Source organism: Streptomyces spinosus (assembly GCF_020400655.1).
Lineage (GTDB): Bacteria > Actinomycetota > Actinomycetes > Streptomycetales > Streptomycetaceae > Streptomyces > Streptomyces argyrophylli.
This window is the reverse complement of the sequence record NZ_JAINRC010000006.1, coordinates 40424-63785: the sequence shown is the minus strand read 5'-3', so window position 1 is coordinate 63785 and position 23362 is coordinate 40424. Positions and strand designations below refer to the sequence as shown.

General features: G+C 74.0%; 27 protein-coding genes and 1 pseudogene. 11 read left to right on the top strand and 17 right to left on the bottom strand.

The annotated features are described in order from the left end of the window. Window positions 1-480: 480 nt before the first annotated feature. A complete protein-coding gene (locus LG395_RS13345; RefSeq protein ID WP_225809517.1) occupies window positions 481-1305 on the bottom strand; it encodes a MerR family transcriptional regulator in 825 nt (274 codons plus the stop codon). 274 nt (window positions 1306-1579) lie between these two features. Here LG395_RS13345 and LG395_RS13340 point away from each other — a divergent pair, with 274 nt between their 5' ends. The 5 genes from LG395_RS13340 (at window position 1580) to LG395_RS13320 (ending at window position 8963) form a co-directional block, all read left to right on the top strand. Beyond that, window positions 1580-2092, top strand: coding sequence for a DUF6069 family protein (locus LG395_RS13340; protein WP_225809516.1), 513 nt, complete (start codon window positions 1580-1582; stop codon window positions 2090-2092). A 134-nt stretch (window positions 2093-2226) separates the two neighbouring features. Further along, entirely contained in the window at window positions 2227-3651 is a 1425-nt protein-coding gene (locus LG395_RS13335) for a CHASE3 domain-containing protein (RefSeq protein WP_225809515.1), read from the top strand. A 49-nt stretch (window positions 3652-3700) separates the two neighbouring features. Next, window positions 3701-7507 (top strand): Kelch repeat-containing protein, encoded by a 3807-nt coding sequence (locus tag LG395_RS13330; RefSeq protein ID WP_225809514.1) that lies wholly within the window; start codon window positions 3701-3703, stop codon window positions 7505-7507. 137 nt (window positions 7508-7644) lie between these two features. After that, entirely contained in the window at window positions 7645-7839 is a 195-nt protein-coding gene (locus LG395_RS13325; protein WP_372463224.1) for a hypothetical protein, read from the top strand. A 137-nt stretch (window positions 7840-7976) separates the two neighbouring features. Next, a complete protein-coding gene (locus LG395_RS13320; protein ID WP_225809513.1) occupies window positions 7977-8963 on the top strand; it encodes an aldo/keto reductase in 987 nt (328 codons plus the stop codon). A gap of 60 nt (window positions 8964-9023) precedes the next feature. Here the strand turns inward: LG395_RS13320 and rox are convergent, their stop codons facing one another. The 11 genes from rox to LG395_RS13265 all read right to left on the bottom strand — a co-directional run bounded on the left by rox (window position 9024) and on the right by LG395_RS13265 (window position 16272). After that, window positions 9024-10460: a rifampin monooxygenase gene (rox, locus tag LG395_RS13315; protein ID WP_225809512.1), complete on the bottom strand. Its 1437-nt coding sequence runs from the start codon at window positions 10458-10460 to the stop codon at window positions 9024-9026. Window positions 10461-10612: 152 nt separating this feature from the next. Then, complete coding sequence (locus tag LG395_RS13310; protein WP_225809511.1) at window positions 10613-11110, bottom strand: allene oxide cyclase barrel-like domain-containing protein; 498 nt, start codon at window positions 11108-11110, stop codon at window positions 10613-10615. 64 nt (window positions 11111-11174) lie between these two features. After that, window positions 11175-11600 carry an organic hydroperoxide resistance protein gene (locus tag LG395_RS13305; RefSeq protein ID WP_225809510.1) on the bottom strand — a complete coding sequence of 142 codons (426 nt, stop codon included), beginning with the start codon at window positions 11598-11600 and terminating at the stop codon, window positions 11175-11177. Window positions 11601-11699: 99 nt separating this feature from the next. Continuing rightward, window positions 11700-12743, bottom strand: a complete 1044-nt coding sequence (locus tag LG395_RS13300) for a hypothetical protein (protein WP_225809509.1) — start codon at window positions 12741-12743, stop codon at window positions 11700-11702. A gap of 138 nt (window positions 12744-12881) precedes the next feature. Continuing rightward, complete coding sequence (locus LG395_RS13295; protein ID WP_225809508.1) at window positions 12882-13181, bottom strand: hypothetical protein; 300 nt, start codon at window positions 13179-13181, stop codon at window positions 12882-12884. After that, window positions 13178-13429, bottom strand: a complete 252-nt coding sequence (locus tag LG395_RS13290; protein ID WP_225809507.1) for a hypothetical protein — start codon at window positions 13427-13429, stop codon at window positions 13178-13180. The genes LG395_RS13295 and LG395_RS13290 overlap by 4 nt, the downstream gene beginning before the upstream one ends. 107 nt (window positions 13430-13536) lie before the next feature. After that, window positions 13537-13917, bottom strand: a complete 381-nt coding sequence (locus LG395_RS13285) for a nitrile hydratase accessory protein (RefSeq protein ID WP_225809506.1) — start codon at window positions 13915-13917, stop codon at window positions 13537-13539. Further along, entirely contained in the window at window positions 13914-14513 is a 600-nt protein-coding gene (nthA, locus tag LG395_RS13280) for a nitrile hydratase subunit alpha (protein WP_225809505.1), read from the bottom strand. The genes LG395_RS13285 and nthA overlap by 4 nt, the downstream gene beginning before the upstream one ends. After that, window positions 14510-15190, bottom strand: a complete 681-nt coding sequence (gene nthB / locus LG395_RS13275) for a nitrile hydratase subunit beta (protein WP_225809504.1) — start codon at window positions 15188-15190, stop codon at window positions 14510-14512. Before nthB ends, nthA begins: the two co-directional genes overlap by 4 nt. Before the next feature lie 42 nt (window positions 15191-15232). Then, complete coding sequence (locus LG395_RS13270) at window positions 15233-16021, bottom strand: CbtA family protein (RefSeq protein ID WP_225809503.1); 789 nt, start codon at window positions 16019-16021, stop codon at window positions 15233-15235. 14 nt (window positions 16022-16035) lie between these two features. Beyond that, window positions 16036-16272: a CbtB domain-containing protein gene (locus tag LG395_RS13265; protein WP_225809502.1), complete on the bottom strand. Its 237-nt coding sequence runs from the start codon at window positions 16270-16272 to the stop codon at window positions 16036-16038. 214 nt (window positions 16273-16486) lie between these two features. On the opposite strand from LG395_RS13265, the gene LG395_RS13260 reads away from it, so the two are divergent. Then, window positions 16487-16726, top strand: coding sequence for a hypothetical protein (locus tag LG395_RS13260; RefSeq protein ID WP_225809501.1), 240 nt, complete (start codon window positions 16487-16489; stop codon window positions 16724-16726). After that, entirely contained in the window at window positions 16726-17103 is a 378-nt protein-coding gene (locus tag LG395_RS13255; RefSeq protein WP_225809500.1) for a fic family toxin-antitoxin system, toxin component, read from the top strand. Before LG395_RS13260 ends, LG395_RS13255 begins: the two co-directional genes overlap by 1 nt. A gap of 22 nt (window positions 17104-17125) precedes the next feature. Here the strand turns inward: LG395_RS13255 and crcB (LG395_RS13250) are convergent, their stop codons facing one another. From crcB (LG395_RS13250) to crcB (LG395_RS13240), 3 genes are read right to left on the bottom strand one after another with little or no spacing between them, the layout of a single operon-like run. Next, complete coding sequence (crcB, locus tag LG395_RS13250; RefSeq protein WP_225809499.1) at window positions 17126-17500, bottom strand: fluoride efflux transporter CrcB; 375 nt, start codon at window positions 17498-17500, stop codon at window positions 17126-17128. Continuing rightward, window positions 17497-17853, bottom strand: a complete 357-nt coding sequence (locus tag LG395_RS13245) for a DUF190 domain-containing protein (protein ID WP_225809498.1) — start codon at window positions 17851-17853, stop codon at window positions 17497-17499. Before LG395_RS13245 ends, crcB (LG395_RS13250) begins: the two co-directional genes overlap by 4 nt. Next, on the bottom strand, window positions 17850-18335 hold the full coding sequence (gene crcB / locus LG395_RS13240) for a fluoride efflux transporter CrcB (RefSeq protein ID WP_225809497.1): 486 nt from the start codon (window positions 18333-18335) through the stop codon (window positions 17850-17852). The genes LG395_RS13245 and crcB (LG395_RS13240) overlap by 4 nt, the downstream gene beginning before the upstream one ends. A gap of 692 nt (window positions 18336-19027) precedes the next feature. Between crcB (LG395_RS13240) and LG395_RS13235 the strand changes: the two genes are divergently transcribed. Continuing rightward, window positions 19028-19618, top strand: a complete 591-nt coding sequence (locus tag LG395_RS13235) for a TetR/AcrR family transcriptional regulator (RefSeq protein ID WP_225809856.1) — start codon at window positions 19028-19030, stop codon at window positions 19616-19618. 252 nt (window positions 19619-19870) lie between these two features. Here LG395_RS13235 and LG395_RS13230 read toward each other — a convergent pair whose 3' ends face one another. Next, on the bottom strand, window positions 19871-20794 hold the full coding sequence (locus tag LG395_RS13230) for an alpha/beta hydrolase (protein ID WP_225809496.1): 924 nt from the start codon (window positions 20792-20794) through the stop codon (window positions 19871-19873). A 73-nt stretch (window positions 20795-20867) separates the two neighbouring features. On the opposite strand from LG395_RS13230, the gene LG395_RS13225 reads away from it, so the two are divergent. Next, entirely contained in the window at window positions 20868-21344 is a 477-nt protein-coding gene (locus tag LG395_RS13225) for a MarR family winged helix-turn-helix transcriptional regulator (RefSeq protein WP_225809495.1), read from the top strand. A gap of 36 nt (window positions 21345-21380) precedes the next feature. Next, window positions 21381-21812: pseudogene (locus LG395_RS13220) on the top strand (LysR substrate-binding domain-containing protein); the annotation flags it as partial. 71 nt (window positions 21813-21883) lie between these two features. Here LG395_RS13220 and LG395_RS13215 read toward each other — a convergent pair. Then, window positions 21884-22348 carry a MarR family winged helix-turn-helix transcriptional regulator gene (locus LG395_RS13215; RefSeq protein WP_225809494.1) on the bottom strand — a complete coding sequence of 155 codons (465 nt, stop codon included), beginning with the start codon at window positions 22346-22348 and terminating at the stop codon, window positions 21884-21886. Between the two features lie 56 nt (window positions 22349-22404). Between LG395_RS13215 and LG395_RS13210 the strand changes: the two genes are divergently transcribed. Then, window positions 22405-23292 carry an SDR family NAD(P)-dependent oxidoreductase gene (locus LG395_RS13210; protein WP_225809493.1) on the top strand — a complete coding sequence of 296 codons (888 nt, stop codon included), beginning with the start codon at window positions 22405-22407 and terminating at the stop codon, window positions 23290-23292. The last annotated feature ends 70 nt before the right edge of the window (window positions 23293-23362 follow it).

Genomic DNA, 23362 nt, shown 5'->3' with positions numbered 1-23362 from the left:
GTCCGGGACGCGGCCCGCGCGCCTCACCGGCCGGGAAGCGTCCCCCCGCCGTCCCACGCCGGGCACCTGTCCGGTGACGAAGCCGGCGTCCTCGCCCAGCAGGAAGACGGTGGCCGCGGCGACCTCCTACCCGGTGTCCCCGGCCGGCGAGCCGGTGCGCGATGGCGAGGCCCATCCCCCCTTGTCCCTGGGCGTCCCTGGAACGGCCCCTTGCGCCGGTCCTTGCGCCGGCCGCGTCCGGGCACGGAGACGTCCGGAGACGATTACGCCGTAATAGCCGATGGCGCCGGACCGGCCCGTCTCACCGCGCAGTCCGTCAGGAGGCGGCACCGCCACCGGACTTGGGATGCGGTGGCGGTGCCGACGGTGTGCCGGTCCGATGGCGGGCCCGCGGTCGAGGGGCCGGCGCCCGGGGCTGCCGCCAGGGACCGGCTCCCGTGACGGCGGGCATCGCGCGGGAGCCGTGCCTTCCGCCGGTCGTCAGGCCCGGCTCACCGGCGCCTGGAGTTCCGTCACCCAGTCGTCGCGGTTCTCGGGGCACTCCAGGTTGACCTCGCGGGGGTACCCGGTCGACCGGTAGCCGCCCGCGTCGATCCAGTGGGTCAGGGCCTGCGCGGTGGGCAGCACGGTGTCCGGGGAGCCGCGGTGCACGATGGTCGCCGCCTGGTCCAGGGCCGGCAGGTCCAGGACGCGGAAGGCGCCGTCGTCCTGGAGGGGGGCGGAGACCTGGACGGCGGCGTGGACGGTGATCCTGCCGCCGCCCTCCGGGGCGTCCTCGTAGTAGGCGACACCGGGACCCGTGGGGGTGACGCCGGCCGAGTCCAGGCGTCGGAACAGTTCGGCGTAGAGCGGCTCGATGACCGGGCCGATGTCCTCGGGTGAGAAACTGTCGGCGGTCGCGGCCAGTTCGGCCACCCGGACACCGGGGACGCTCTTGATGACGACGTCGTTCGTGGGCATGTGCCCCTCGCTCTCGATCGCTCGGAGCCTCGCCTCGACCTGGACCAGCCGTGCTCCCGCCGCGGCCATGGCGGTCTCCAGTTCGGCCCGCCGCAGTCGCAGCATGCCGCGCAGCTCCTCGGCGGCGACCTTCTCGTCCACGATGTCCCGGACCTGTCGCAGGGAGAACCCGAGGTCCTTGAGAGCGATGATCCGGTTGAGGCGGGCCAGTTGGGCGGCGGTGTAGTGACGGTAGCCGCTGACGGGGTCGACATGGGCCGGGCGCAGCAGACCGGTCGCGTCGTAGTGACGCAGCATCCGGACCGAGACGCGGCCGTGCCGGGCGAAGTCTCCGATGGTGAACATGATGTCTCCGAGTCGATCGCCTGACACGGTGTGAGGGTCAAGAACCTACCTGCCGGCCGGGGCGGGAGGGGTCGTGGGCGGGGCTCCGCGCCGTGGGACAGGCACCTGTCCGCGTGTCAGGCGTTCCTCGTGCGGGGAGCGTTGCCCGTGGGGTGTGACCCGGCACAGACCGCGCCGATCCGCGGCGGGGCGGGCATGCCGGGGTCAGCGCGAGTGACGGCGGGCCGACCGCGACGTCACGTCGTGACGACCGTGTGCGAAAGGTGGTTCCCCCATGACCGGTACCGCTCCGTACGGTGACGTCCCCTCCTACCGCCCGCGCGGCGGCCCCGGCTACCAGGCGCCGCCCGGCCCGCGGTCCGTCGCGGCGGGCCGGCTGTGGGCCACCGGCGCCGCCACGGCGGTGGTCGCCGCGCTGGTCGCGGTCGTGGCGACGATGTTCGTCCGCGGTGTCCTCGACGTACCGCTCTTCGCGCCGCGCGGTGCGGGCGTGTGGGGCGACGTGACGACGGGACACCTGGCGGCCTGGGCGGCGGCCGGCGCCGTCGTGGGCACCGCGCTGCTGCGCCTGCTGCTGCTGACCGTCGCCCGGCCGCGCGCCTTCTTCGGCTGGATCGCCGGCCTGGTGACCGTGGCGCCGGCCCTGCTGCCGTTCACCGAGGACCTGGCGCTCGACGCCCGCCTCGCCGGCGCGGCCGTGTTCCTGGCCATCGGCGCGACGGTCACCGGGCTGCTGTCGGCGACCGCGTACAGCGTGGCGCCGCGGCGGGGCGACGACAGCTGGTGACGTACGGCCCCGGGCTCGCGGCCGCCGACGGCGAGGCACGTGTCGAGCCCGCGGTGTGACATCGGCGTCACGTGTGCCGCCGCTCCCGCTTCCTCACCGAACGTTCCCGGCCATGTGCGGCTACATTGCGGCGTATGACGGTACGACGGTGGTACGGCAGCCGGGGGCTGGGGCTGACGCGCCTCACGGTCGCGGCGAGCGCCCTGCTGGCCCTGCTGATAGGTGTCGCGTTCGTGGTCCTGCTGTGGGCGATCGACGACGCGAACGACTCCACGTCGGCGCGCCGCGCCTCCCGCACGGCCCTCGTTGAGGCCGGAACCATGGAGCAGTTGCTCGTGGACCTGGAGACCGGGCAGCGCGGCTTCGTGATCACGAAACGCGAGGACTTCCTCCAGCCCTGGCAGGCGGCGCGCACCGCGCTGCCCGCCGGGATCCGGCGGTTCACGCACTCCGCCACCACCCCCGCGCAGCGACGCACCGCCGAGCAGATCGCGCGGGGCGTCCGGTCCTTCCTCGACGACTACTCGGTCCCGCTGGTGGAGTCGGTCCGGCGAGGCGACCCGGCCGCGTCCGGTCTGGCGGCGACGGCCGAGGGGAAGCGCCGCGTCGACGCCCTGCGGGCCCGGTTCGACGCCTACACGGCGGGCGAGCGCGCCCAGCTCGCCGCGCGCGAGGACGCCGCCGGCACCAACGCGCACCGGGCGGTGATCGCGGCCGGCGTGGGCATCGCGGCGTCGACCGCGCTGGTGGCCGCCTTCACGGTGCTCCAGCACCGCGCCGTCGTACGGCCCGTGCGCGGGGCGGCGGCAGCGGCCGGGCGGCTGGCGGGCGGCGACCTCGGCGTCCGCGTCCCGCCCAGCAGGGTGGCGGAGATCGACGCGCTCGGGGCGTCCTTCAACACCATGGCGGCCTCGCTGCAGGACAGCCGCCGACGGACCGTGGAGAGCGTCGAGGCGGTGCACCGGCGCACCGCCCGCGACCTGCACGACGGGGCACAGCAGCGCCTCGTGAGCCTGATGATCGGGCTCCGGCTTGCGCGGGAGATGATCTCCGACCCGGACACGTCGGTGACCGAGCTGATGGACCAGTCGATCGACAACGCGCAGACGGCGATCGACGAACTGCGGGAACTGGCCAGGGGCATCTACCCGCTGGTGCTGACGGTGAAGGGCCTGGCGGCGGCCGTGGAGGACCTGGCGGCCCGCTGCCCGGTCCCCGCCGTCGTGCGGGCCGACTGTCCCCGGCGGCTCTCCACCACCGTGGAGTCGAACGCGTACTTCGTGGTGGCCGAGGCGGTGACGAACGCGGTCAAACACGCTCAAGCGTCCCGGATAGACATCTCCCTCGCCCTCACGGACGTCCTGCGGATCCACGTCGTGGACGACGGCGTCGGCGGCGTCGGCGACGCCACCGCCGGCAGCGGCCTGACCGGCCTGACGGACCGCGTGTCCGCCTTCGACGGCACCCTCACCATCGAGTCGCCCCCCGGCGCCGGCACTTCCCTCCTGGTACAGATTCCGATCCCGCACGGGACAGAGACTTCTTCACAGCTCAACTAACGTGTGCCGGGCGGCGCGTCCAATCGCCGCCCATGCCACAGGAGTTGAGTTGCCCATACCCCTGCTCACACCACCGAGCGCTGTGCCCCGCCGGCGCAGACGCCTGACCGCCTGCGCCGCCGCGCTGGCCACCGCCCTGCTGACGGCCCTCGCCGCCCCGGTCCCCGCCCGCGCGGAGGCCGGGGACCGGGCCGTGGCGCCCGCCACACAGACCGCACACGACCACGTACGACCGCTCTGCGGCCCGCCCGAGCCGCACGAGTTCACCTGCTTCGGCCTGCTCCGCACCGACCTGACGGATCGTCATCATCTGCGCGGGGCCGATGCCGACCCCCAGGGCTACGGACCGGCCGACCTGCGCAGTGCCTACGGCCTCCCCGCGGACGGCGGCGCCGGCGCGACCGTCGCCGTGGTCGACGCCTTCGACAACCCGAACGCCGAGGCCGACCTCGCCGTCTACCGCGCCCAGTACGGGCTGCCGCCCTGCACCACCGTCAACGGCTGCTTCACCAAGACCGACCAGCGCGGCGGCACCCACCGCCCGGACCCCGACCCCGGCTGGGCCACCGAGATCTCCCTCGACCTGGACATGGTCTCCGCGGTGGCGCCCAAGGCCCGGATCCTGCTGGTCGAGGCGGACAGCGCCACGATCGAGGACCTGGGCGCGGCCGTGGACCAGGCGGTCGCGCTCGGCGCCAAGTACGTCTCCAACTCCTACGGCTCCAACTACACCTTCTTCCCGGAGGACCCGGCGGAGTCGGCGGCCGACGTCCACTACGACCACCCGGGCGTCGCCGTCGTCGCCTCCTCCGGCGACTTCGGGTACGGCGTGGCGTACCCGGCGGCCTCCCCGCACGTCACCGCCGTCGGCGGCACCACGCTCACCAAGGACCCGGCCACCGCGCGCGGCTGGACGGAGTCGGCGTGGGGCCACGACGGCAACGGAGCCGGCTCCGGCTGCTCCCGGTACGAGCCCAAGCCGGCGTTCCAGCGGGACACCGGCTGCCCGGGACGCACCGTCGCCGACGTCTCCGCGGTGGCCGACCCGGACACCGGCGTCGCCGTGTACGACAGTTACGGCGACACCGGCGGCTGGGGCGTGGCCGGCGGCACCAGCGCCTCGGCGCCGATCATCGCCGGCGTGTACGCGAACGCGGGCACCCCGGCGGCGGGCTCCCGGCCCGCCGTCTACCCGTACGCCACCGGCGGCCGGGGACTGCACGACGTGACCTCGGGAGCCAACGGGACCTGCGCACCGGCCTACCTGTGCACCGCGGGCCCGGGCTACGACGGCCCCACCGGCCTCGGCACCCCCGACGGCCTGACCGCCTTCACCATGGGCCCGCACGGCACGCTGACCGGCACGGTCACGGACGCGACCTCGGGCGCGGGCGTCGCGGCGGCCGAGGTGACCGCCGGCCCGTACAGCACGACCACCGACGCCCACGGCCGCTACACCCTGCCGCTGCCCGCCGGTGACCACGACGTCCGGGTGACGGCCTACGGGTACGCGCCGGGCACCCTGCCGGGCGTCCACCTCACCGACGGCGGCACCGCGAGCGGCGACCTCGGTCTGCGCAAGCTCGCCACACACCGCGTCACCGGCACCGTCACCGACGGCTCGGGGCACGGCTGGCCGCTGCACGCGAGGATCACGGTCGCCGGGGTGCCGGGCGCGCCGGTGTGGTCCGACCCGGTCACCGGCGCCTGGCGCCTCGACCTCCCCGAGGACCACACGTACACCCTGCGCGTGGTCGGGGACGACAGTTCCTACCAGTCACTGGAGCGCGAGGTGACGGTCGGCACCACGGACCTCACCGTGGGCCTGGCCCTGCCCGTGGACACCTGGGCCGAGGACGACCCGGCGTACACCGTGCGGGCGGACACCGTCGGCAGCGAGACGTTCGACGGCACCTCGGGCCCGCCCGCCGGCTGGAGCGTGACCGGCACCCCGGGCTGGACGTTCGACGACCCCGGCGGCCGGGGCAACACCACCGGCGGTTCCGGCGGCTTCGCCGTCGCCGACGCCGACCACGCCGGCAGCCCCCTGGACACCTCACTGACCAGCCCCGCCTACGACTTCGGCCGCGCCGGGGACCCGGCGCTGAGCTTCGACACCGACTACGAGGGCTCCGCGGAGCAGAAGGGCGAGGTGCAGGTCAGCGCCGACGACGGCCGGACCTGGACCACGGTGTGGCACCAGGACCAGCTGTGGACGAGCGGCCGGGTGCAGATCCCGCTGACCGCCTACGCCGGCGAGCACGCGGTACGGGTGCGGTTCCACTTCACCGGACCCGGCCTGTTCTGGGCGGTGGACGACGTCACGGTCACCGAACGGGTCGCCGCGCCCGTGCCCGGCGGCGTCCTCACCGGCACCGTCACCGACGCCAACACCGGCAAGGGGCTGATCGGAGCCGTCGTGCACACCGGCCCGGCGGACGGGCCGGCCGCGCCGACGGTCGCCACGACCGGCGACCCGCGCCTCGGCGACGGCGCCTACCGGCTGTTCGTCCCCGGTTCCGGCCGGGCCACCACCGCGACGGCGGCCAAACCGTCGTACACCTCGGCCACCCGCACCGTGCGGGTCCCCGCCGACCGGGTCACCGAGGCCTCGTTCGTCCTCGACGCGGGCCGGCTGACGGTCCGTCCGGCCCGGATCGACGCCACCTCCCGACGGGCCACCGTGGTACGGAAGGTGACGGTACGCAACACCGGCACCGCGCCGATCCGGGTCCGCGTCGGCGAGCGCACCGGCACCGCCCCGGGCTCCCCGGCCCCGGGCACCGCCTGGCACGCGCTGCCCGACCTGCCCGTGCCCGTGATGGACAACGCGGTCGGCACCTACCGGGGCAGGCTCTACTCCGCCCTCGGCTCCGACGGCCAGGAACCCACCGCCGACCTGTACGTGTACGACCCCGCGGGCAGCGCGTGGAAGCGGGGCCCGGCCGCGCCCGAGCCACGGCAGGCGACCGCGCACGGGTTCATCGGCAGCCGCTTGTACACCGCGGGCGGCTGGGGCCCCAAGGAGACCGTCAGCCGGACCACCCAGGTCTTCGACGCGGACACCGGCCGCTGGTCGAAGGGCCCGGACATGCCCGAGGGACGCTACGGCGCGGCGGGCGCCGTGCTCGACGGGCGGCTCTACGTCGTCGGCGGCTGCACGAACACCGACTGCTCGGACTCCGTGTACGTCTACGACCCGGGCGCGCGCTCCTGGTCCCGCGCCGCCGCCTACCCGCAGTCCATTGGCTGGGCCAACTGCGGTGCCGTGGACGGCAGGCTGTACTGCGCGGGCGGCGTCCACGAGTACGTGGAGACCGGCGCCGGCCACGTCTACGACCCCGCCTCCGACACCTGGCAGCCCATCGCCGCCATGCCGGTCGGCCTGGCGACCGGCGCCTACGCCACCGCCAACGGGCAACTCCTCGTCTCCGGCGGGTTCAAGCGGGTCGGCCCCAACCGGGTGCTCACCGCGGAGGGCTACGCCTACGACCCCGGGACGGACACCTGGAAGCGGCTGCCGGACGCCCCGGCCGCCGTCTACCGGGGCGGCGGCGCACCCGGCCTGTACCGGGTGGGCGGCAGCGGCGAAGCCCGGTTCCCCGTCCCCGTGTCCACCGTCGACGTCCTGCCCGGCTACGACCGTACCGAGACGGACGTCCCCTGGCTGAGCGGCACCCCGCACCGCCTGACGCTCCGGCCGGGGCGGACCGCGACGTTCACGGTGACCCTCGACCCGCGCCGGCTGACCCGGCCCGGCGACTGGACGGCGTCCCTGACCCTGGCCACCGACGGCCCGTACTGGGTGCCGGACATCCCGGTCCGGCTGCGCGTACCGCCTCGCACGGCGTCGTAGCGGGGGGCATGCGGACGGCCCTCGTTCCCGGAGGCGTCCGGGGGCGGGGGCCGTCGCTGCCCGCCGGAGCGGGGACGGCGGCACCGCCAGGACGGCACAGGCGGCACGGGCGAGGCAGTAGCGGCCGGGCCGCCGGCGTGGAACTCCCCGCGGACACCCGTCCCGGCGACCTGCTCGCCGTACCCGTGGCCGGTGCCCACCAGCTGTCCATGGCCTCCGGCTACAACCTGGCCGCCCGCCCGCCCGTGGTCGTCGCGGGCGACGGCCTCGCCCGCCTGCTGGTCCGCCGCGAGTCCCGGGCGGTCATCCGCAGCCGCGACGTGGGCCTGTGACCCCCGGCACGGCAGGGCCCCCCGCCGCCCGGGGCCCTGCCGGCGACTCGCCGTCACCGCACGCGTCGTTTGACATGGAGCGCACTCCAATACCTAGCGTCCTCGGGGAACGGTCCGACGAGCGCAGGAGGCAGCACATGACCGAGGTCCCCACCCGGTACCTGGGCGAACTGGCGGTCTCCGCGCAGGGGCTCGGCTGCATGGGCATGAGCCACGGATACGGCGACTCGGACGACGCCCAGTCGATCGCGACGCTGCACCACGCCCTGGATCTCGGGGTCACCCTCCTCGACACCGCCGACTTCTACGGTGCCGGGCACAACGAGGAGCTGATCGGGCGGGCTGTCGCGGGGCGGCGCGACGAGGTGGTGCTCGCGACCAAGTTCGGCTTCGCCAACCGCCTGGGCGAGCCCACCCTGATCCGCGGCGACGCCGCCTACGTGCGCCAGGCGTGCGAGGCCTCCCTGCGCCGGCTCGGGGTCGACCACATCGACCTCTACTACCAGCACCGGGTCGATCCCCGGGTGCCGATCGAGGAGACCGTCGGGGCCATGGCCGAGCTGGTGCGGGCCGGCAAGGTGCGTTACCTGGGGCTGTCCGAGGCCGCCGCGGGGACCATCCGGCGGGCGCACGCGGTCCACCCGATCTCCGCGCTGCAGAGCGAGTGGTCGCTGTGGACGCGGGACCTGGAGGCGCAGACCCTCCCGGTCTGCCGCGAACTCGGCATCGGCCTGGTCCCCTTCTCGCCGCTCGGGCGCGGCTTCCTCACCGGCCGCTACAGCTCGGTCGACGGGCTGGCGGAGAGCGACGTACGGCGCGGCCAGCCGCGGTTCGCCGACGGCAACCTCGAACGGAACCTGGCGATCGTCGCGAAGCTGGAGGAGCTGGCGGCCGCAAGGTCCGTGACCGCCGGCCAGCTGGCCCTGGCCTGGTTGCAGCACCGCGGCGACGACGTGGTGCCGATCCCCGGCACCCGCCGGCAGCGGTACCTGGAGGAGAACCTCGCGGCGCTGGACCTCCGGTTGTCCGCCGCGGACATCGCCGCGATCGAGGCCGCGGCCCCGCCCGGGCACATCGCGGGCAGCCGCTACGACGCCACCAGCCTCACCTTCGTCGACCGCTGACCCCCGGGGACGAGCGGGCGCCGCCGGAAGGCGTACGCGCCGGTGACCGCGCCCGCCCGCTCACTCCGCGGCGGCCCCGAACCACCGGGACAGGTGCTCGCTCAGGTCCCGCTGGTCCTCGCCGGCCCAGGCCACATGCCCGTCCGGGCGCAGCAGTACCGCGGGCACCTCCAGTTCCTCGCTGACGTCGGCGACATGGTCGACCCGGTCCGCCCAGCCCGCCGCCGAGAGCCGGCCGGTCTGGTCGAGCAGCAGGCCACGGCCGCCGTGCAGCAGCCCGTAGAGGCGGCCCCGCTTCAGCTGGACGTCCCGCAGGCGCCGGCCGGTCAGGTCGTGCCCCTCCCCGAGGTCGTAGCGCACGTCGACCGCGGTGATGATCCCGGTGACGTACCGGTTCACCTCCTCGAAGTCCATCAGCCGGCCGAACAGTCCGCGCAGCGCGGTCGCACCCGGATCGGTGCCCAGCAGCGTCATCTGCGCACGGGTGTTGTCCAGTACGGCGGCGCCCACCGGGTGCCGTTCGGCGTGGTAGCTGTCCAGCAGGCCCTCCGGCGCCCAGCCGGCCACCTCGGCGGCCAGTTTCCAGCCGAGGTTGAACGCGTCCTGGACACCGAGGTTGAGCCCCTGGCCGCCGGTCGGCGGGTGTACGTGCGCCGCGTCGCCGGCCAGCAGCACCCGGCCGGCCCGGTAGCGCTCGGCCTGCCGGGTGGCGTCACCGAACCGGGACAGCCAACGCGGGGAGTGCGCCCCGAAGTCGGTGCCCGCGACCGCCCGCAGCCGCGCCTTGAACTCCTCCAGGGTCGGCGGGGTCGTACGGTCCTCGGCCACCCCGTCGGCGGGGACGCCGATGCGGTACACCCCTTCCTTCCCGTCCACGTCGGCGATGGCGCCGAACCGCAGCTGGGTCTTGCGGACCTCCGCCACGACGGCGGCGATCGTCTCCGGGTCCTCGGTCACCTCCATGTCGCCCAGCAGCGTCTCCACCTTGGAGGGCTCACCGGGGAATCCGACGCCGAGCAGCTTGCGCACGGTGCTGCGGCCGCCGTCGCACCCGACGAGGTACCGCGAGCGCAGCCGTGTGCCGTCGGCCAGTTCGGCCGTCACCCCCTCCGCGTCCTGGCTCAGCCCGACCACCTCGCGGCCCCGCCGGATCTCGGCGCCGGTCTCCAGGGCACGCTCGTTCAGCAGCCGCTCGGTGGCCTGCTGCGAGATGGCGAGGCCGTACGGATGAGCCGTGTCCAGCCGCTCCGGCCACGGCTTGATGACACCGCCGAAGAGCCCGCCGGCCCGGAACTTCTCACCGGCCGCCAGGAACCGTTCGAGCAGGCCGCGCTGGTCCATGATCTCCACGCTGCGCGCGTGCAGGCCGCGCCCGCGGGACTCCTCGGTCGGCTCGGTCAGCTTCTCCAGCACGACCACGTGTACGCCGTGCAGCCGCAGTTCGCAGGCCAGCATCAAGCCGGTCGGTCCGCCGCCGACCACGAGCACGTCGATCATCAAGGCCCCCCATTTCCGCAGGTTCTGGTCGAGGCCGGAGATTGTGCACCACCACGGGGGCCTTGCGGCAAGGCCCCCTGTGCGCTATATGTTGAGAGTGGCAAGGAGTGGGTTACTCCTTGCCTTTGTCATGTGTGCGGTCCGCGCGCGCCTCAGCGTCGCAGGTGGACGGTGAAGTGCCGCTCGGTGGCGCCCGCGGGAACGGTGCGGACGAATCCCCGGGCGGTGCTGTAGGCTCCCGAGCCGCCGGTGATGCCGACGTCGACGGAGGACGGCGCGGGCAGGTGCAGCAGCGACTGCGCGCTGAACTGCCCCTCGGGCAGCGCGAAGGTGCCGACGCACTGGAGGGCGGCCGGGCTGACCCGGGTGAAGGTGCAGACCGCGCTGTGGTCGCCCACCTTCTCGCCGTGGCGGTAGAGGTCCTCGTGCACGATGCGCTGATCGCCCACGCTGATGCCGGGCTCGCCCAGGTCGACGTCCCCGGACGAGGTCTGCCTGCCGACCAGTTCGAAGGTCCTCGCGGGCGGTTTCGCGACGGTCGCGTCGGCCGACGCCGACGGTGCGAGCGCCGCACCGCCGACGACGGCCGCGGCGGCTCCCGCCGCTGCCAGCAGGTAGCGGGCCTTGCGTGATGCGGTGATGTCCGGCATCTGTGTTCTCTTTCCGTTCATGGGGGGAGTGCGTGGTACGGCGGGAGGCGTCCAGGCCGCCGGGTCAGACGGCGACGGCGTTGACGGTGACGGGGATGTTGCCGCGGGTGGCCTTGGAGTAGGGGCAGAGCTGGTGCGCGGCACGGGCGAGTTCGCCGGCCGTGTCCGTGTCGACGCCGCCGAGCTCCAGGTTCAGGACGGCGGCGAGGGAGAACACGCCGTCCTCGTTCAGCAGGGTGATCTCGGTGGTGATCGCGGTGCTGGTCAGCCTGACCTTGCGCTCGGCGGCGGCGTGCCGCACGGCGCCGAGGAAGCACGCGCCCCACCCGGCGGCGAAGAGCTGCTCGGGGTTGGTCGCGGTGCCGGCGCCGCCGAGTTCCTTGGGGTAGGACAGGCCGGTCTCCAGCAGGCCGTCGTCGGAACGGACCCGGCCGCCGTTGCGGCCTTCGCCGGTGACGCCGACCGTCGCGGTGTAGCTGTTGTTCGCCATGACTGCTCCTTGGGGGAGTTGGGGGGGTTGGGGGGTGGACGGGTCTGTGAGGTGGGGATGTGCGGGGTCGGTCCGGCCGCCCGGGGAGGGGCGGCGGAGTCAGGTGGTCGCGGAGGCGCGCCGCCGCGTGCGGGCGCGCGGCACGAGCAGCACCGCGGCGACGACGGCCCACAGGGCCAGCGTCATGACGGGTCCCGCCGCGTGCGCGCCGTGGAAGTAGCTGAGGTCGGCGATGGCACGGACGGCGGCGCCGGGTGGCAGCAGCGCGGAGACGGCCCGGGCCGCGGCGGGCAGCAGGTCCTCCCCGATGGTGGCGCCACTGGTGGCGTTGCCGACGGTGAGGAGCAGGAGGGTGGTGACCGGGAGGCCGATGGGGCCGAGGTAGGTGCCGAGCAGCTTGGTGGTGAAGGCGGCCGCCGCCGCCAGCAGGGCGAGGGTGGCGACCAACGGGACGACCGGTGCCGGAACCGCTCCCAGGACCGGCCCCGCGATGGTCGCGGCCACGGCACCGATGGCCGCGGAGGCGCCGGCCAGCAGCCAGAACCGGTGGCGCAGGCGCAGCAGACCGGCCAGGCCGACGGCGTTCGAGCCGAGCACGAAGCCGGCCAGGGTGACGCCGAAGGCCAGGTAGAAGCCGGCCAGCCCGCGGGCGTCGAAGCGGGCCAGCGGCCGGACGTCCTCGGTGCCGACGCGCATGCGCGCCCCCTGCGCGTAGGCGCCGACCAGGGACTTCACGGCGGCCGTGGTGGAGGTGCCGTTGGCTCCCGCGACCTCCAGGCGCAGCTCGCCCGGACCGCCGGTGCTGAGCGCGGCGACGACGTCGTGGTGTTCCACGGCCCGGCGGGCGGTGTCGGCGTCGGCGGCGCGGCGCACCTCGACGCTGTCGCCGAGCGCCCGCTGTATCTCGCCCGGCAGGTCGGTGCCGGCGACGGCGAGGGGGACGTGGTGCGGCTGTGGGTCCCGCTGGAGACCCACGTAGCAGCTGACGAAGGCCGCCACGACGACCAGGGCGACGAGGGCCGGTTGCAGCCAGGCCCGCACCGGCGGCCGGCGGTGGACGGCGACGTGGTCGGCCGGGCCGGGCGCGGGCTCCGCGGAGCGCGTGTGCCGGCGTTCGTGGGCGGATCCGACGGGGGTTTCCATGATGAGGCTCTCTGAGGGTGGGTCGCGGGTCGCGTGGGGATGTGCGGGGCCGCGCGGAGGCGCGACGGACATTAGGAGCACACGCTCCTATTTGGGTGAGGGTAGGCGCGGGACTCGTTCGGAAGGGGGGGCGGCCGCCTACTTGGTGGTGCCCCACAGCTGACCGGCGGGCACGTGGTACGGGTTGCCCATGAGCCTGGCGACCCGGATCTGCCCGGGCACCGTGGCGCGGTGATCACGGCCCCCGGCGTGGCCACGGCGGTCGGGGGAGCCGTGGCCGAAGGTCATCGCGTAGGGGTGCGCGAAGTCCGTGGTCGAGCCGTTGACCAGCGGGAAGTGCCCCTGGGCGGCGGTCTTGGGCGAATCCGCGGTGTCGATGATCCAGACGGTCCTGGCGGAGGTCCCGCACTTCCCCCGGCCGGGGACATCGTCGGTCACCGAGCGGGAAGATCGGTGGTGCTGACGGGGTGCATGACGGTGGGCCTGCCGACCTCCGCCACTCCCCGGTAGACGGTCTCCACCAGATGGGGGCGCTCGGCCGTGCCGGACTTCGCGCTGTAGATCTGGATGCAGCGGTCGCCGCACTGCGCGGTGGCCGCGTCGGCGGCCACCGTTCCGGCTGTACCGAGGCCCACGACCGCGGTCAGCGTCGCCACGGTCGCGAGCAGTTCGTTCCTGACGGACATGAGGGATTCCTTCGCTGGAAAGGCAGCGCGTCCCGCGCACTGCTCGGGTGGGGCATGCGTCACCAGGCCGTCCTCGTGCTCGGGGCGGCCCGGCGGCGTCCTTCGGCTCAGTGAGGGTGCGGGTGCTCGTGCGGATGCGGATGGGCGTGGTCGTCGGAGTGGTCGTGGCCGGGTGGACGCCGGGCCAGGGTTTCGGCGCGCGCGGCGACCTCCTCGGTCGTCACGGCGCACAGGCCGGTGAGCACGTCCTCCAGGGCGGCAAGCCAGAGCCGGTAGTACTCGTAGGGCTCGTCCGGCGCCGCCGTGGACTCCCAGGCCGCGATCCGGGCGACCAGCGCGGCCTGGAACTCGGGCCAGGTGAACGCGCCCGCCTCGTACAGGCTGACGGCCATGCCGAAGGCGCGGCTCTCCCAGGGCTCGGCGAACACCAGCTCGCCGTTGGAGCGCGGCGGCGCGGCCGGCCCCTCGATGTCCAGGGGCGCGCTCACGGTGCCGCCACCTTCGCCACGCCGACCATCGCGTCCCGCGTCACCAGGGGCACTAGCTCCTCCTCGGACAGGTGCTCGGTTCCGGCGGGGCGCTCGGGCAGCACGAGCCAGCGCACCTCGGCGGTGGAGTCGTGGACGGTGATGCGGACGCCGTCGCCGAGGTCGAGTCCCATCTCGGACAGCACGGTGCGCGGCTCCTTGACCACGCGCGAACGGTAGGCGGGGTCCTTGTACCAGCTCGGGGGCAGGCCGAGCACCGGCCACGGGTAGCAGGAGCACAGCGTGCACACGACCACGTGGTGCGTGGTCGCCGTGTTCTCCACCACGACGATGTGCTCGCCCTGGGCTCCGGAGAAGCCCAGTTCCCTGATGGCCGCCGTGCCGTCCTCGAGCAGCCGGCGCCGGTACTCCGGGTCGGTCCAGGCCTTCGCGACGACCTTGGCGCCGTTGAGCGGGCCCACGTTGGTCTCGTAGGTGGTGATGATCCCGTCCATCGTCTTCGGGTCGATCAGTCCCCGCTCGGTGAGCAGCTGCTCGAGCGCCTCCGTGCGCAGGGAGGGGGAAAGGCGGTCGCCCGTTCCGCTGGTGGTGGTCATGAGGACTTCTCCAGGTAGCTCTCGTACATCTCGACGGTGAGGGCGAAGGGCTCGGCGTCGGCGCCCCACAGCTCGCGCGAGTCGAACCGCACGGAGTAGACGTGCTGCGGGTTCTCGCCCAGGAAGTGCGCGTTGGTGTCCGGCAGCACGTGGCCCGGCTGGACGCGTTCGACGACACCGGTGTGTCCGCGCACGTAGGCCGGCAGCCGGGTGTGACCGGGCACCGGCGTGTCCTTGGTCCGCACCCGCTCGCCGGTGGCGAAGGCCGGGGCGGTGTCGACGGAGCGCAGCGAGCCGGCGCCCACCGGCGCCGCGGTCGGCGCGTAGTCGGGCCGCGGGGCCGGGACGGGCGGCTCCTCCACGTCCTCGCCCCGCAGCTTGCGGGCGCGGGCGTCGATCGCGCCCGGAGCCAGCGTGGCACTCTCGGTGAGCATCAGCTCCGCGCCGTTGAGCCAGCGTCCGAAGTAGCCGTCGTCCAGGTACGCGGCCCGGTCCAGGCGCTCCATGGAGTGCCGGAAGGCATCGGGGTTGTAGCCGCCGCACGCGATGCGGCTGGACAGGAGCGTCAGGGCGAACGCCCGGCCCTGCCAGGGTTGTTCGAAGACCGGTTCGTCGGCCCTCGGCGGGTGGAGCGGGCCCCATCCAGGGGTGCCCCCCATGTCGGCGATACCGTCCATGGCTGACCTTTCATGGGGATGTCGTATAAAGGACATTTTCGATCACCTTGGGGTGGACGGCTCGATCGGCGAGGCGGTGGCGCCCAGGAGTCCGCCGTGCGGTGCCGTCCGCCGGGAGCGGCGTCCGGCCCGCTCGCCGAGGAGGCCGAACGCCGCGCCGAGCGCCGCCCACAGCACCAGGGCGGTGGCGACCGACCAGAGCCTGAAGTCCCACAGCGGTCCGGCCGGGACGGTGAGGGCGTCGGGATCGCCGGGCAGCGTGAACAGCGCCGCTGTCGCCGCGCCGAGGACTCCCGCCACGCAGAGCTGCCGGGCCGGTGCGCCGTGGCCGCGGCGGGCCAGGCGGCCGTGCAGGGCCCAGGCCAGGGCGACGCCGATCAGGCCGATGGCGACCGCCCCGAGCCAGGCCTGCGTGCGCGGACCGACCGTGCCGGGGTCGCCGACGCCGGGCGGGTCCGACGGGTAGCGCACGAACGGCAGCAGCCACAGACCGGTGAATCCGGCGGCGGCCAGCCGCAGCGCCCGCGGCCAGGCCCCGGTGCCGGGGGCGTGGCGGTGCAGCAGCAGGTGGACGACGGCGAGCAGCAGGCCCAGGGCCAGGCCGGTGACCGTCGTCGCCACCAGCAGACCGGCGTGCTGGGTGGCCCGGGAGAAGACCTCCGCGTGGTGACCGGCGTGTGCGGAGTGCTCTGCGGCCTCGTGGGCGGCCTCCCGGCGCACGGCGCGGTCCATCAGCGGCTCGACGAGCAACCAGGAGAAGCCCCCGCTGAGCAGACCGGCCACGGTCCCCGCGGCCGCGCCCCGGCCCAGCAGGCTCATGACGGAACTCATGGTGCGGTACCCCGTCAGTGGCAGGGCGCGCCGAGCAGGTGCCGGCCGTCGTGGGCGAACTCGTGCAGGTAGTTCGCGCTCGTGGCGACCTTGCCCAGGACCGGGGAGAGCAGTTGTCCCTGGTCCAGGAAGACGGCGTACAGCGCCAGCAGGGCGAGGGCGACGGCGGTGACGACGACGGCGGCGTCCCGCAGCGGACGGACCGTCACTGCGAGGGAGTCGCCGGCTGCGGACAGGGGCGGATGCGGCATGGAGGGTTCCTTCGTGCGGGCCTCGGGGGCGGGGGAGGGGGGCCGACCCGGGCGCCAGGGCGGGGATCGGCTCTCCCCCGCCACGATACGAGCACATGCTCCTAAATGGAAGTGCGGCTCCGGTCACACATATCCCGCCGGGCCTTCCCAGGCGTGTGTGCGCCGGTTTCCGGAAAGCCGCCCGCAGCCTGGTAACAGCTGTTACCTTCGGCGTATGGCGAAGACACAGCTGGGCGCGCGCGTGGACGAGGAGATCGCGGAACTGGCCCGGGCCCGGGCCCGGGACCGCGGAATCAGCGTCGGTGACTACATCGCCTCCCTCGTACGGGACGACACCGGCGGACTGCGGGAGCGCGGCATGGACGCCGCCCGCCGGTTCCTCGACGAGCACCAGGCCGTCTTCGACGCGGCCGAGGACGCGGACCGGGGCACCCCGGGCGCGCACGCCGCCTGATGGAGCTGTACGTCGACGTCCCCTGGATCCTGGAGGTCGCGGAGCTGGCCGGCGCACGGGACCCGGCCCCCGAGGACTACGGCGTACCGGTGGCCGCCGTCGCCTGTCACCGGGCGGAACTGCTGGAACAGCCCGTCTACGACGGCCCCTTCGCCCGCGCCGCCGCCCTGGTGCACGTCCTGGGGCGCTGCCGCTGGCTCGAACGCTCCAACATGGCCGTCGCCGCGGCGACGGGCGTGATGTACCTGGAAGCCTCCGGCATCCCGGTCAAGCCCACCCACGACGACGCCGTGGCCCTGCGCGACCTCCTGCGCGACCCCCTGTGCACCGCGCAGGCGATCGCCGCCCTGCTGCGCACCTGGCCCCGTTCGAGCTGACCGCCACGCCCGCCCGTCGCGTTCAGGACCACATCGCCTGGGCGACGGCGGTGCCGATGAACACGGCGCCGAGGCCGGTGACCACGCTGGCGATCACGTTGGCGGCGGCGAAGAACCTGGCGCCGGCCTCGGCCAGCCGCAGCGTCTCGTAGGAGAATGTCGAGTAGGTCGTGAGCGCTCCGCAGAACCCGGTGCCGATCAGCAGTTGCACCGAGTGGGAGGCGGCCCCGTAGGTGACCGCGCCGGACAGCAGCCCCAGGATCAGGCAGCCGGTCACGTTGACGAGGAAGGTGCCGAAGGGCAGGCCGGTGTCGTGCCGGGCCTGTACGGCGCGGTCGGTCAGGTACCGCAGCGGCGCCCCGACCACGGCACCGGCGATGACGAGGAGCCAGTTCACTTCGCCCGCTTCCCCTTCTCCCGCCCGACGTAGCGGATGACCTCGCACTCGTCGAGCACCACCAGCCCGTTCGCCACCAGGTCGTCCAGTTGGGGCAGGAAGGCGCGGATGCGGGCCGCGTCGTCCACGATGACGACCGCGACGGGCAGGTCCTCGCTGAGCGACAGCAGGCGGCTGGTGTGGATCAGGGAGGAGGCGCCGTAGCCCTCGATGCCCCTGAACGCGCTCGCGCCGGCCAGCCCGGCCTCGTGGGCCCGTTGGATGATCTCGCCGTAGAGCGGCTTGTGACGGAAGGTGTCGCCCTCGCCCACGAAGACGGTCAGGCGGAGCGCGGAGCCGTGCAGCCGGGTCACCTCGTCCTCCTCCACGCGATCAGAAGGCGGGTCGCCGCCGCCGCGAGCCACACGGCCGCGAGCGCGGCGAGCAGGGTGGCGGCCAGGTAGGCCAGGCCGGTGCGGGCGTGACCGCTCTGCACCAGCTGCTGGATGTCGACGCAGTAGGTGGAGAAGGTCGTGAAGCCGCCCAGGACGCCGGTGCCGAAGAAGGGGCGCACCAGCCGGTGCGCGGCCCACACCTCCGTGATGACGACCATGAACGCGCCGATCACCGCGCAGCCGGTCGCGTTCACCGTGAGGGTGGTCCAGGGGAAGGCACCGGCGGCGGCCGGCCACAGCAGGGAGGCGCCGTAGCGGGCCACGGCCCCCAGCGCGCCGCCGGCCGCGACCACCGCGACCACGGGCGCCTGGCCGCCGGCGGGTCCGGGGCGCCGCGCGGGCGCGGACGGGTCGGCGTCGGACACCGTGGGCTCCGTGATCTGGTCGCGGGGAGCTCTCATGGACGCGCGTCTCCTACTCGTGCGGCCGCCCGGCGTGCGGGCGCGTGTGCTCACCAGCAGGGACTGTCGGCGGCGTCGGTGCCGCGGTTCGGGTGCGGCGAGCCCCACCGCCACGCGACCGTCCGGTCCGGGCTGCCGCTGGTGACCAGGCTAGCCGGGGTCGCCCGGGGCCGTCGCGCCGGGTGCCGAAGGATGGGACCGGGTGAGAACGGGCCGGCGAGGTCGTCGCCACCCGGGGCGCGCGGCCAGTGGTTCTCGCGTCGTCCCACACCGGGGCGACCGCCGTCGACGCGTCGTACGGCACCGGCCGGTACGCGCCCTGCCGGCCGCCGTCCGACCCTCCGGCTGCCGTCCGCGACCCGTCCGACCGCCTCGGCCGTCGTTCGCGATCCGTCCGACCGCCTCGGCCGTCGTTCGCGACCCGTCCGACCGCCTCCGGTCGCCGCCCGCCACCCAGCGTGGCCCGTGCCGCACCGGCCAGCCGCTTCCGGGTCACGTCCTGGGTGCCACGTCCCCGCCCGCCTCGCCGTCACGCCAACTCCCGGACCGTACGGGAGTGTCGGAGGCCGCAGACGCGAAGTGGACGGCACCGGCGCCCCCTCGCGTAAAATGGACCGGCAAGTCCAGGGCGGGGTGGAGGAGGGCACGTGAGCAGGAGCGGCCGGAGCGCACCGCGGCTGACGGCCAAGGGCATGGCCACCCGGCGCCGCATCGTGGAGGGCGCGGCCCAGGAGATCCGCGAGCGGGGCGCCGCCGGGACGACCCTCGACGACATCCGGGCCCGCACCGCGACCAGCAAGAGCCAGATCTTCCACTACTTCCCCGGCGGGAAGGAGGAGTTGCTGCTCGCGGTGGCCGCCCGCGAGGCCGAGCGCGTCCTGGAGGACCAGGAACCGCACCTCAGCGACCTGACCTCGTGGGCGGCCTGGCAGGAGTGGCGCGACGCGGTCGTACGGCGGTACGAACAGCAGGGCGTCGACTGCCCGCTCGGCGTGCTGATCACCGAGCTGGGCCGCACCACGCCGGCCGCGCAGGCACTCACGGGCCGGTTGATCGACCAGTGGCAGTCGGCCCTGCGCACCGGCATCCGGCACATGCAGGACAGCGGCGAGGTCGACCGGCGGCTGGACGCCGACCGGACGGCGGCCGCACTCCTCGCCGCGGTGCAGGGCGGCGTGACCATCCTGATGTCCACCGGCGCCATCGGACACCTGGAAGCGGCGCTCGACACGACACTGGCACTGCTGCGCACCGCCGCCCCGGAGACCCGCCCCGGGACCTGACACTCACGGGCCACACCCATGGGCCGGGGCGCGGTGTCCACGAGCCCGGCGAAGCCCGGGCACGGCCGGGACCGGCGACGCCGGGATGATCCGGACGCCTGGAGAGACACTGCTCACCGCGGAGGGGCCTCGGGGTCTTGAACGGCCCTCGGAGCGGGGTGGGGCCCTGGCTGCCAGGAAGGGGAACGGCGAGCCAGGGCCCGGGGTGTGGGCCGTCGGCCGTATGGGGGCGTATAAGGGCGTATGCCGCCTTCAGCTTGCCGGCGTGTGTGCCGTGTCCTTGGCGCGGATGTGCTGACGGAGAAAGAGAGCGGCGCGCTCCAGCGCCTCGTCGGCTTCGTCCAGGACGCCGGCGAACGCCTGGAAGACATGCGGAACGTCAGCGGTGACGTCCAGGATGACGTCCACTCCGGCTTCCCTCGCGCGCGTGGCCATGCGTGTGGAGTCGTCCAGGAGCATTTCGTTGGTGCCCGCCTGCAGAAGCAGCGGAGGGAAACCGGTCAGGTCCGCGCGGATGGCGGGGCTGAGCAGGGGATGGTGCGGGTCCTGTCCCGCAAGGTACATGGCCCCGGTGTGTTCCATGCCCTCACGCGTGAAGAACGGGTCGACGCCCGCCTTGCCGGTCATGCTCCCGCCTGTCCGGGTCATGTCGAGTCCGGGGGAGAACGCCACGATCGCGGCGGGCATGGGCAGGCCCGCGCCGCGAGCGGCGAGGCAGGTGGAGACAGTGAGGCCGCCACCGGCGGAGTCCCCGGCGAACGCGATCGCCGAAGGGTCCTCGCCGCTGTCGAGAAGTGCGCGGTAGGCGCTCAGCCCGTCCTCGATCGCGGCCGGGAACGGGTGCTCGGGGGCAAGCCGGTAATCCAACGAGAACGCCCTGAATCCCGTTCTGGTCACCAGGTTCCCCGTCAGCGACATCGCCGTCTCCGGTGAACCGACCACGTAGGAGCCGCCGTGGAAGTAGAGGATCGTCCCGGCCTTCGGAGTGCCGGCCGGCTCGACGAGCACCGCAGGCCGGTCGCCGAGCGTCGCGGTCCGGGTGCGGATCCCGGCCGGGACGATCATTTCGGCCATCATCGCCCTGAACCCGGCGCGGAGCTCCTCCACCGACAGAGGACCCTCGGGCCGGGGCCGCCGGGCCATCGCGTCGATCTTCGCGCGCTGTTGCCTGCTCACTGTCGCCTCCATCGCAAGTGCATGCCGAGGAACTATATGCCTAGGCATCTGTATGGATGTTAAGATATATGCCATGGCATCTAAGTCAAGCGGTGGCCGGGTCGACCTCCCGGGCTTCTTCGACGACCTCGTTCGCTGTGAGACGCGCCTCTACAACGCGCTGAACGACCGTCTTCGCGAGCGGCACGGGATCGTCACCTCGCAGTTCGAATTCCTGCGCTTCCTGCGCGACCACCCTGGGTCCCGGGTGGCGGACCTTGCCGCCGAGTTCGCCATCGGGATCGGTGCGACCAGCAAGGGCATCGATCGTCTGGAGAAGCAGGCATGGGTCATACGGCGAACCAATCCATCGGATCGTCGCTCGTCACTGCTGGACCTGACCGATGACGGCGTGCAACTCGTCGAGGCGGCGGAGGCGACCTTCACCGAAACGCTGGCCGAGCTGACCGCAGGCGCCCTCGGCGGCCCGTCAGGACTGGCCACCGTCCAGGTCCTTTCGGAGCTCCGCTCCGTGCTGGAACGCCGTCAGATCGGCCTGCCCACGGGCTGACCTGCAGGTGCATCCAGTGCGATAGCCCGCCGGTGCGCGCTGTGCCTGGTGGTGCCCGCCGGCCATGCGCCGGCCCGCGGCGACTTCGTCGACGTGGGCGACCTGCGCGGGCAACGCTGGATCGCGGGGTCCTCCTCGGGCCTCGGGCGAGGACCGGCTCATGGGGGTGTGGCCGGGCCTGGACGAGCGGCCGGAGACCGCCCACACCGCGCGGGACTGGCTCGCCGAGCTGCACCGCGTGGCCGCCGGCTGCGGGCTGACCACCGTGCCGGCCGCCCTCGCCGCCGCGCACCGGGTGTCCGCGTCCTCCCGGTGCGCGGCGGGCCCCAGGAACAGCGGCGCGTGCTTCCGGCGCGGCTGCCCCATCCGCCGGCGGACCCGATCACACGCGTGGCAGCCGCCCTGCGCGCGGCGGCCCTCGACAGGGACCCACCGGCTCCGTCGCCGCCGCTCCCGTCGCCGTCCTGAGGCGGGGGAGTCCCCGGACCGGTGACGTGGTGCGCGACGGGGGCACGGTGGCCACGTGCCGGGGCGAGAGGTCAGCGGGTGTCGCTCTGTCGGGTGGCTTCGGCAGCGTGCGTGAGGAGTTCCTCCAGGCGTCTGAGCTGACGGGCGTCGAGGGCGCCGAAGATGCGCCGGAGTATCCGGGTGCCCGCCTGCTCGCCGGCGGCGAGGGCCGCTTGACCCTGCTCGGTCAGCGTGACGGTCTTGCGCCGCCGGTCCACGGGATCGGGGGTCCGGGTGACCAGCCGCAGGCGTTCCAGGGCTTCGACGGCCTGGGTGACGGAGCGGGGCGCCTGGCCGAGCGCCTCGGCGAGTTCGGCCTGATGGAGAGCGCCGCGCCGGGCGAGGAGCCGCAGCAGCTTGGTACGGGCCAGGGAGAGGCCGGCCGCGGCCATGTGGTGGTCGACCGCTGTCCGGACCTCGTGGGCGACGCCCAGGAACCGCAGACCCACGTCCGCGGGGTCGGGGCCGGTGGGCGGCGCTGTCTCGTGCTTGCTCATGACGTCGGGTATCGTCCCACACATCATTGATGAGGTACCTCACGAATGGAGACACGGTGACCCGTCCCATCGCTGTGATCACCGGCGCGACCTCCGGCCTGGGCCGGATCACCGCCCTGGAACTCGCCCGCCGCGGCTACGACCTCGGCATCGTGGCGCGCTCCCCGGACAGGGCCGAAGCGCTGCTCGCCGAGCTGGCGGAAGCGACCGGGGGTGCCGCGCACGCCGACGTCTTCCTCGCGGACCTCGGAGTCGTCGCGCAGGTCCGCCGGGCGGGCCGGGAGATCGCCGCGCGGTACGCGCGGCTGGACGTCCTGGTCAACAACGCGGGCCTGCACGCCTTCTCCCAGCGCGTCACGGCCGAGGGGCTCGCGGAGATGACCGCCGTCAACCACGTCGGCCCGTTCGTCCTGACCCAGGCGCTGACGGACACGCTCCTGGCCTCCGCGCCGGCGCGGATCGTCAACGTCGCCTCCGAGGCCTCCCGGCGGGCCGGGAGCATCACGCCGGCCACGGACCTGCGGGACACCACCCCCTACACGCGGCGCGAGTCGATGGCCCGGTACGGCCGGACCAAGCTGATGACCATCATGTGGACGCGGGAACTGGCCCGGCGCCTGGACGCCACGAAGGTCACGGTGAACTGCTGCGACCCGGGCTTCAACGCCACCGGTCTCGGCCGCGACCTGCCCGGCTCCGCCGCGCTGCGGCGCGCCCTGGACGTCCTGAGGATCGGCGACCCGCGCAAGGGCGCGGCGATCATCGTCCGCCTGGCGACCGACCCGGCGTTCGCGCACACCACCGGCGGCTACTTCTCCGTACGCGACGCCGAGCCGTTGCGGTGCCCCGAGCCCGGCCGCGGTGCGGACGTCCAACGGCAACTGTGGACCGAAACGGAGTCGTTGCTCGCGGAGATGCCCCCGATCTCGCCTCGCCGGATCTGAAATCCGCAGGTCGGTGATTTCAAAACCGCAGGTCAGGGGCGTGGCGCCGGTGTTCCCGTCTGGATCTGTG

Bases quoted from the DNA above. Each gene is read 5' to 3' on its own strand.
- LG395_RS13345 (WP_225809517.1), bottom strand. From the start codon at position 1,305: ATGTTCACCATCGGAGACTTCGCCCGGCACGGCCGCGTCTCGGTCCGG.
- LG395_RS13340 (WP_225809516.1), top strand. From the start codon at position 1,580: ATGACCGGTACCGCTCCGTACGGTGACGTCCCCTCCTACCGCCCGCGC.
- LG395_RS13335 (WP_225809515.1), top strand. From the start codon at position 2,227: ATGACGGTACGACGGTGGTACGGCAGCCGGGGGCTGGGGCTGACGCGC.
- LG395_RS13320 (WP_225809513.1), top strand. From the start codon at position 7,977: ATGACCGAGGTCCCCACCCGGTACCTGGGCGAACTGGCGGTCTCCGCG.
- rox (WP_225809512.1), bottom strand. From the start codon at position 10,460: ATGATCGACGTGCTCGTGGTCGGCGGCGGACCGACCGGCTTGATGCTG.
- LG395_RS13310 (WP_225809511.1), bottom strand. From the start codon at position 11,110: ATGCCGGACATCACCGCATCACGCAAGGCCCGCTACCTGCTGGCAGCG.
- LG395_RS13305 (WP_225809510.1), bottom strand. From the start codon at position 11,600: ATGGCGAACAACAGCTACACCGCGACGGTCGGCGTCACCGGCGAAGGC.
- LG395_RS13300 (WP_225809509.1), bottom strand. From the start codon at position 12,743: ATGGAAACCCCCGTCGGATCCGCCCACGAACGCCGGCACACGCGCTCC.
- LG395_RS13290 (WP_225809507.1), bottom strand. From the start codon at position 13,429: ATGTCCGTCAGGAACGAACTGCTCGCGACCGTGGCGACGCTGACCGCG.
- nthA (WP_225809505.1), bottom strand. From the start codon at position 14,513: ATGACCACCACCAGCGGAACGGGCGACCGCCTTTCCCCCTCCCTGCGC.
- nthB (WP_225809504.1), bottom strand. From the start codon at position 15,190: ATGGACGGTATCGCCGACATGGGGGGCACCCCTGGATGGGGCCCGCTC.
- LG395_RS13270 (WP_225809503.1), bottom strand. From the start codon at position 16,021: ATGAGTTCCGTCATGAGCCTGCTGGGCCGGGGCGCGGCCGCGGGGACC.
- LG395_RS13265 (WP_225809502.1), bottom strand. From the start codon at position 16,272: ATGCCGCATCCGCCCCTGTCCGCAGCCGGCGACTCCCTCGCAGTGACG.
- LG395_RS13260 (WP_225809501.1), top strand. From the start codon at position 16,487: ATGGCGAAGACACAGCTGGGCGCGCGCGTGGACGAGGAGATCGCGGAA.
- LG395_RS13255 (WP_225809500.1), top strand. From the start codon at position 16,726: ATGGAGCTGTACGTCGACGTCCCCTGGATCCTGGAGGTCGCGGAGCTG.
- crcB (WP_225809497.1), bottom strand. From the start codon at position 18,335: ATGAGAGCTCCCCGCGACCAGATCACGGAGCCCACGGTGTCCGACGCC.
- LG395_RS13235 (WP_225809856.1), top strand. From the start codon at position 19,028: ATGGCCACCCGGCGCCGCATCGTGGAGGGCGCGGCCCAGGAGATCCGC.
- LG395_RS13225 (WP_225809495.1), top strand. From the start codon at position 20,868: ATGGCATCTAAGTCAAGCGGTGGCCGGGTCGACCTCCCGGGCTTCTTC.
- LG395_RS13215 (WP_225809494.1), bottom strand. From the start codon at position 22,348: ATGAGCAAGCACGAGACAGCGCCGCCCACCGGCCCCGACCCCGCGGAC.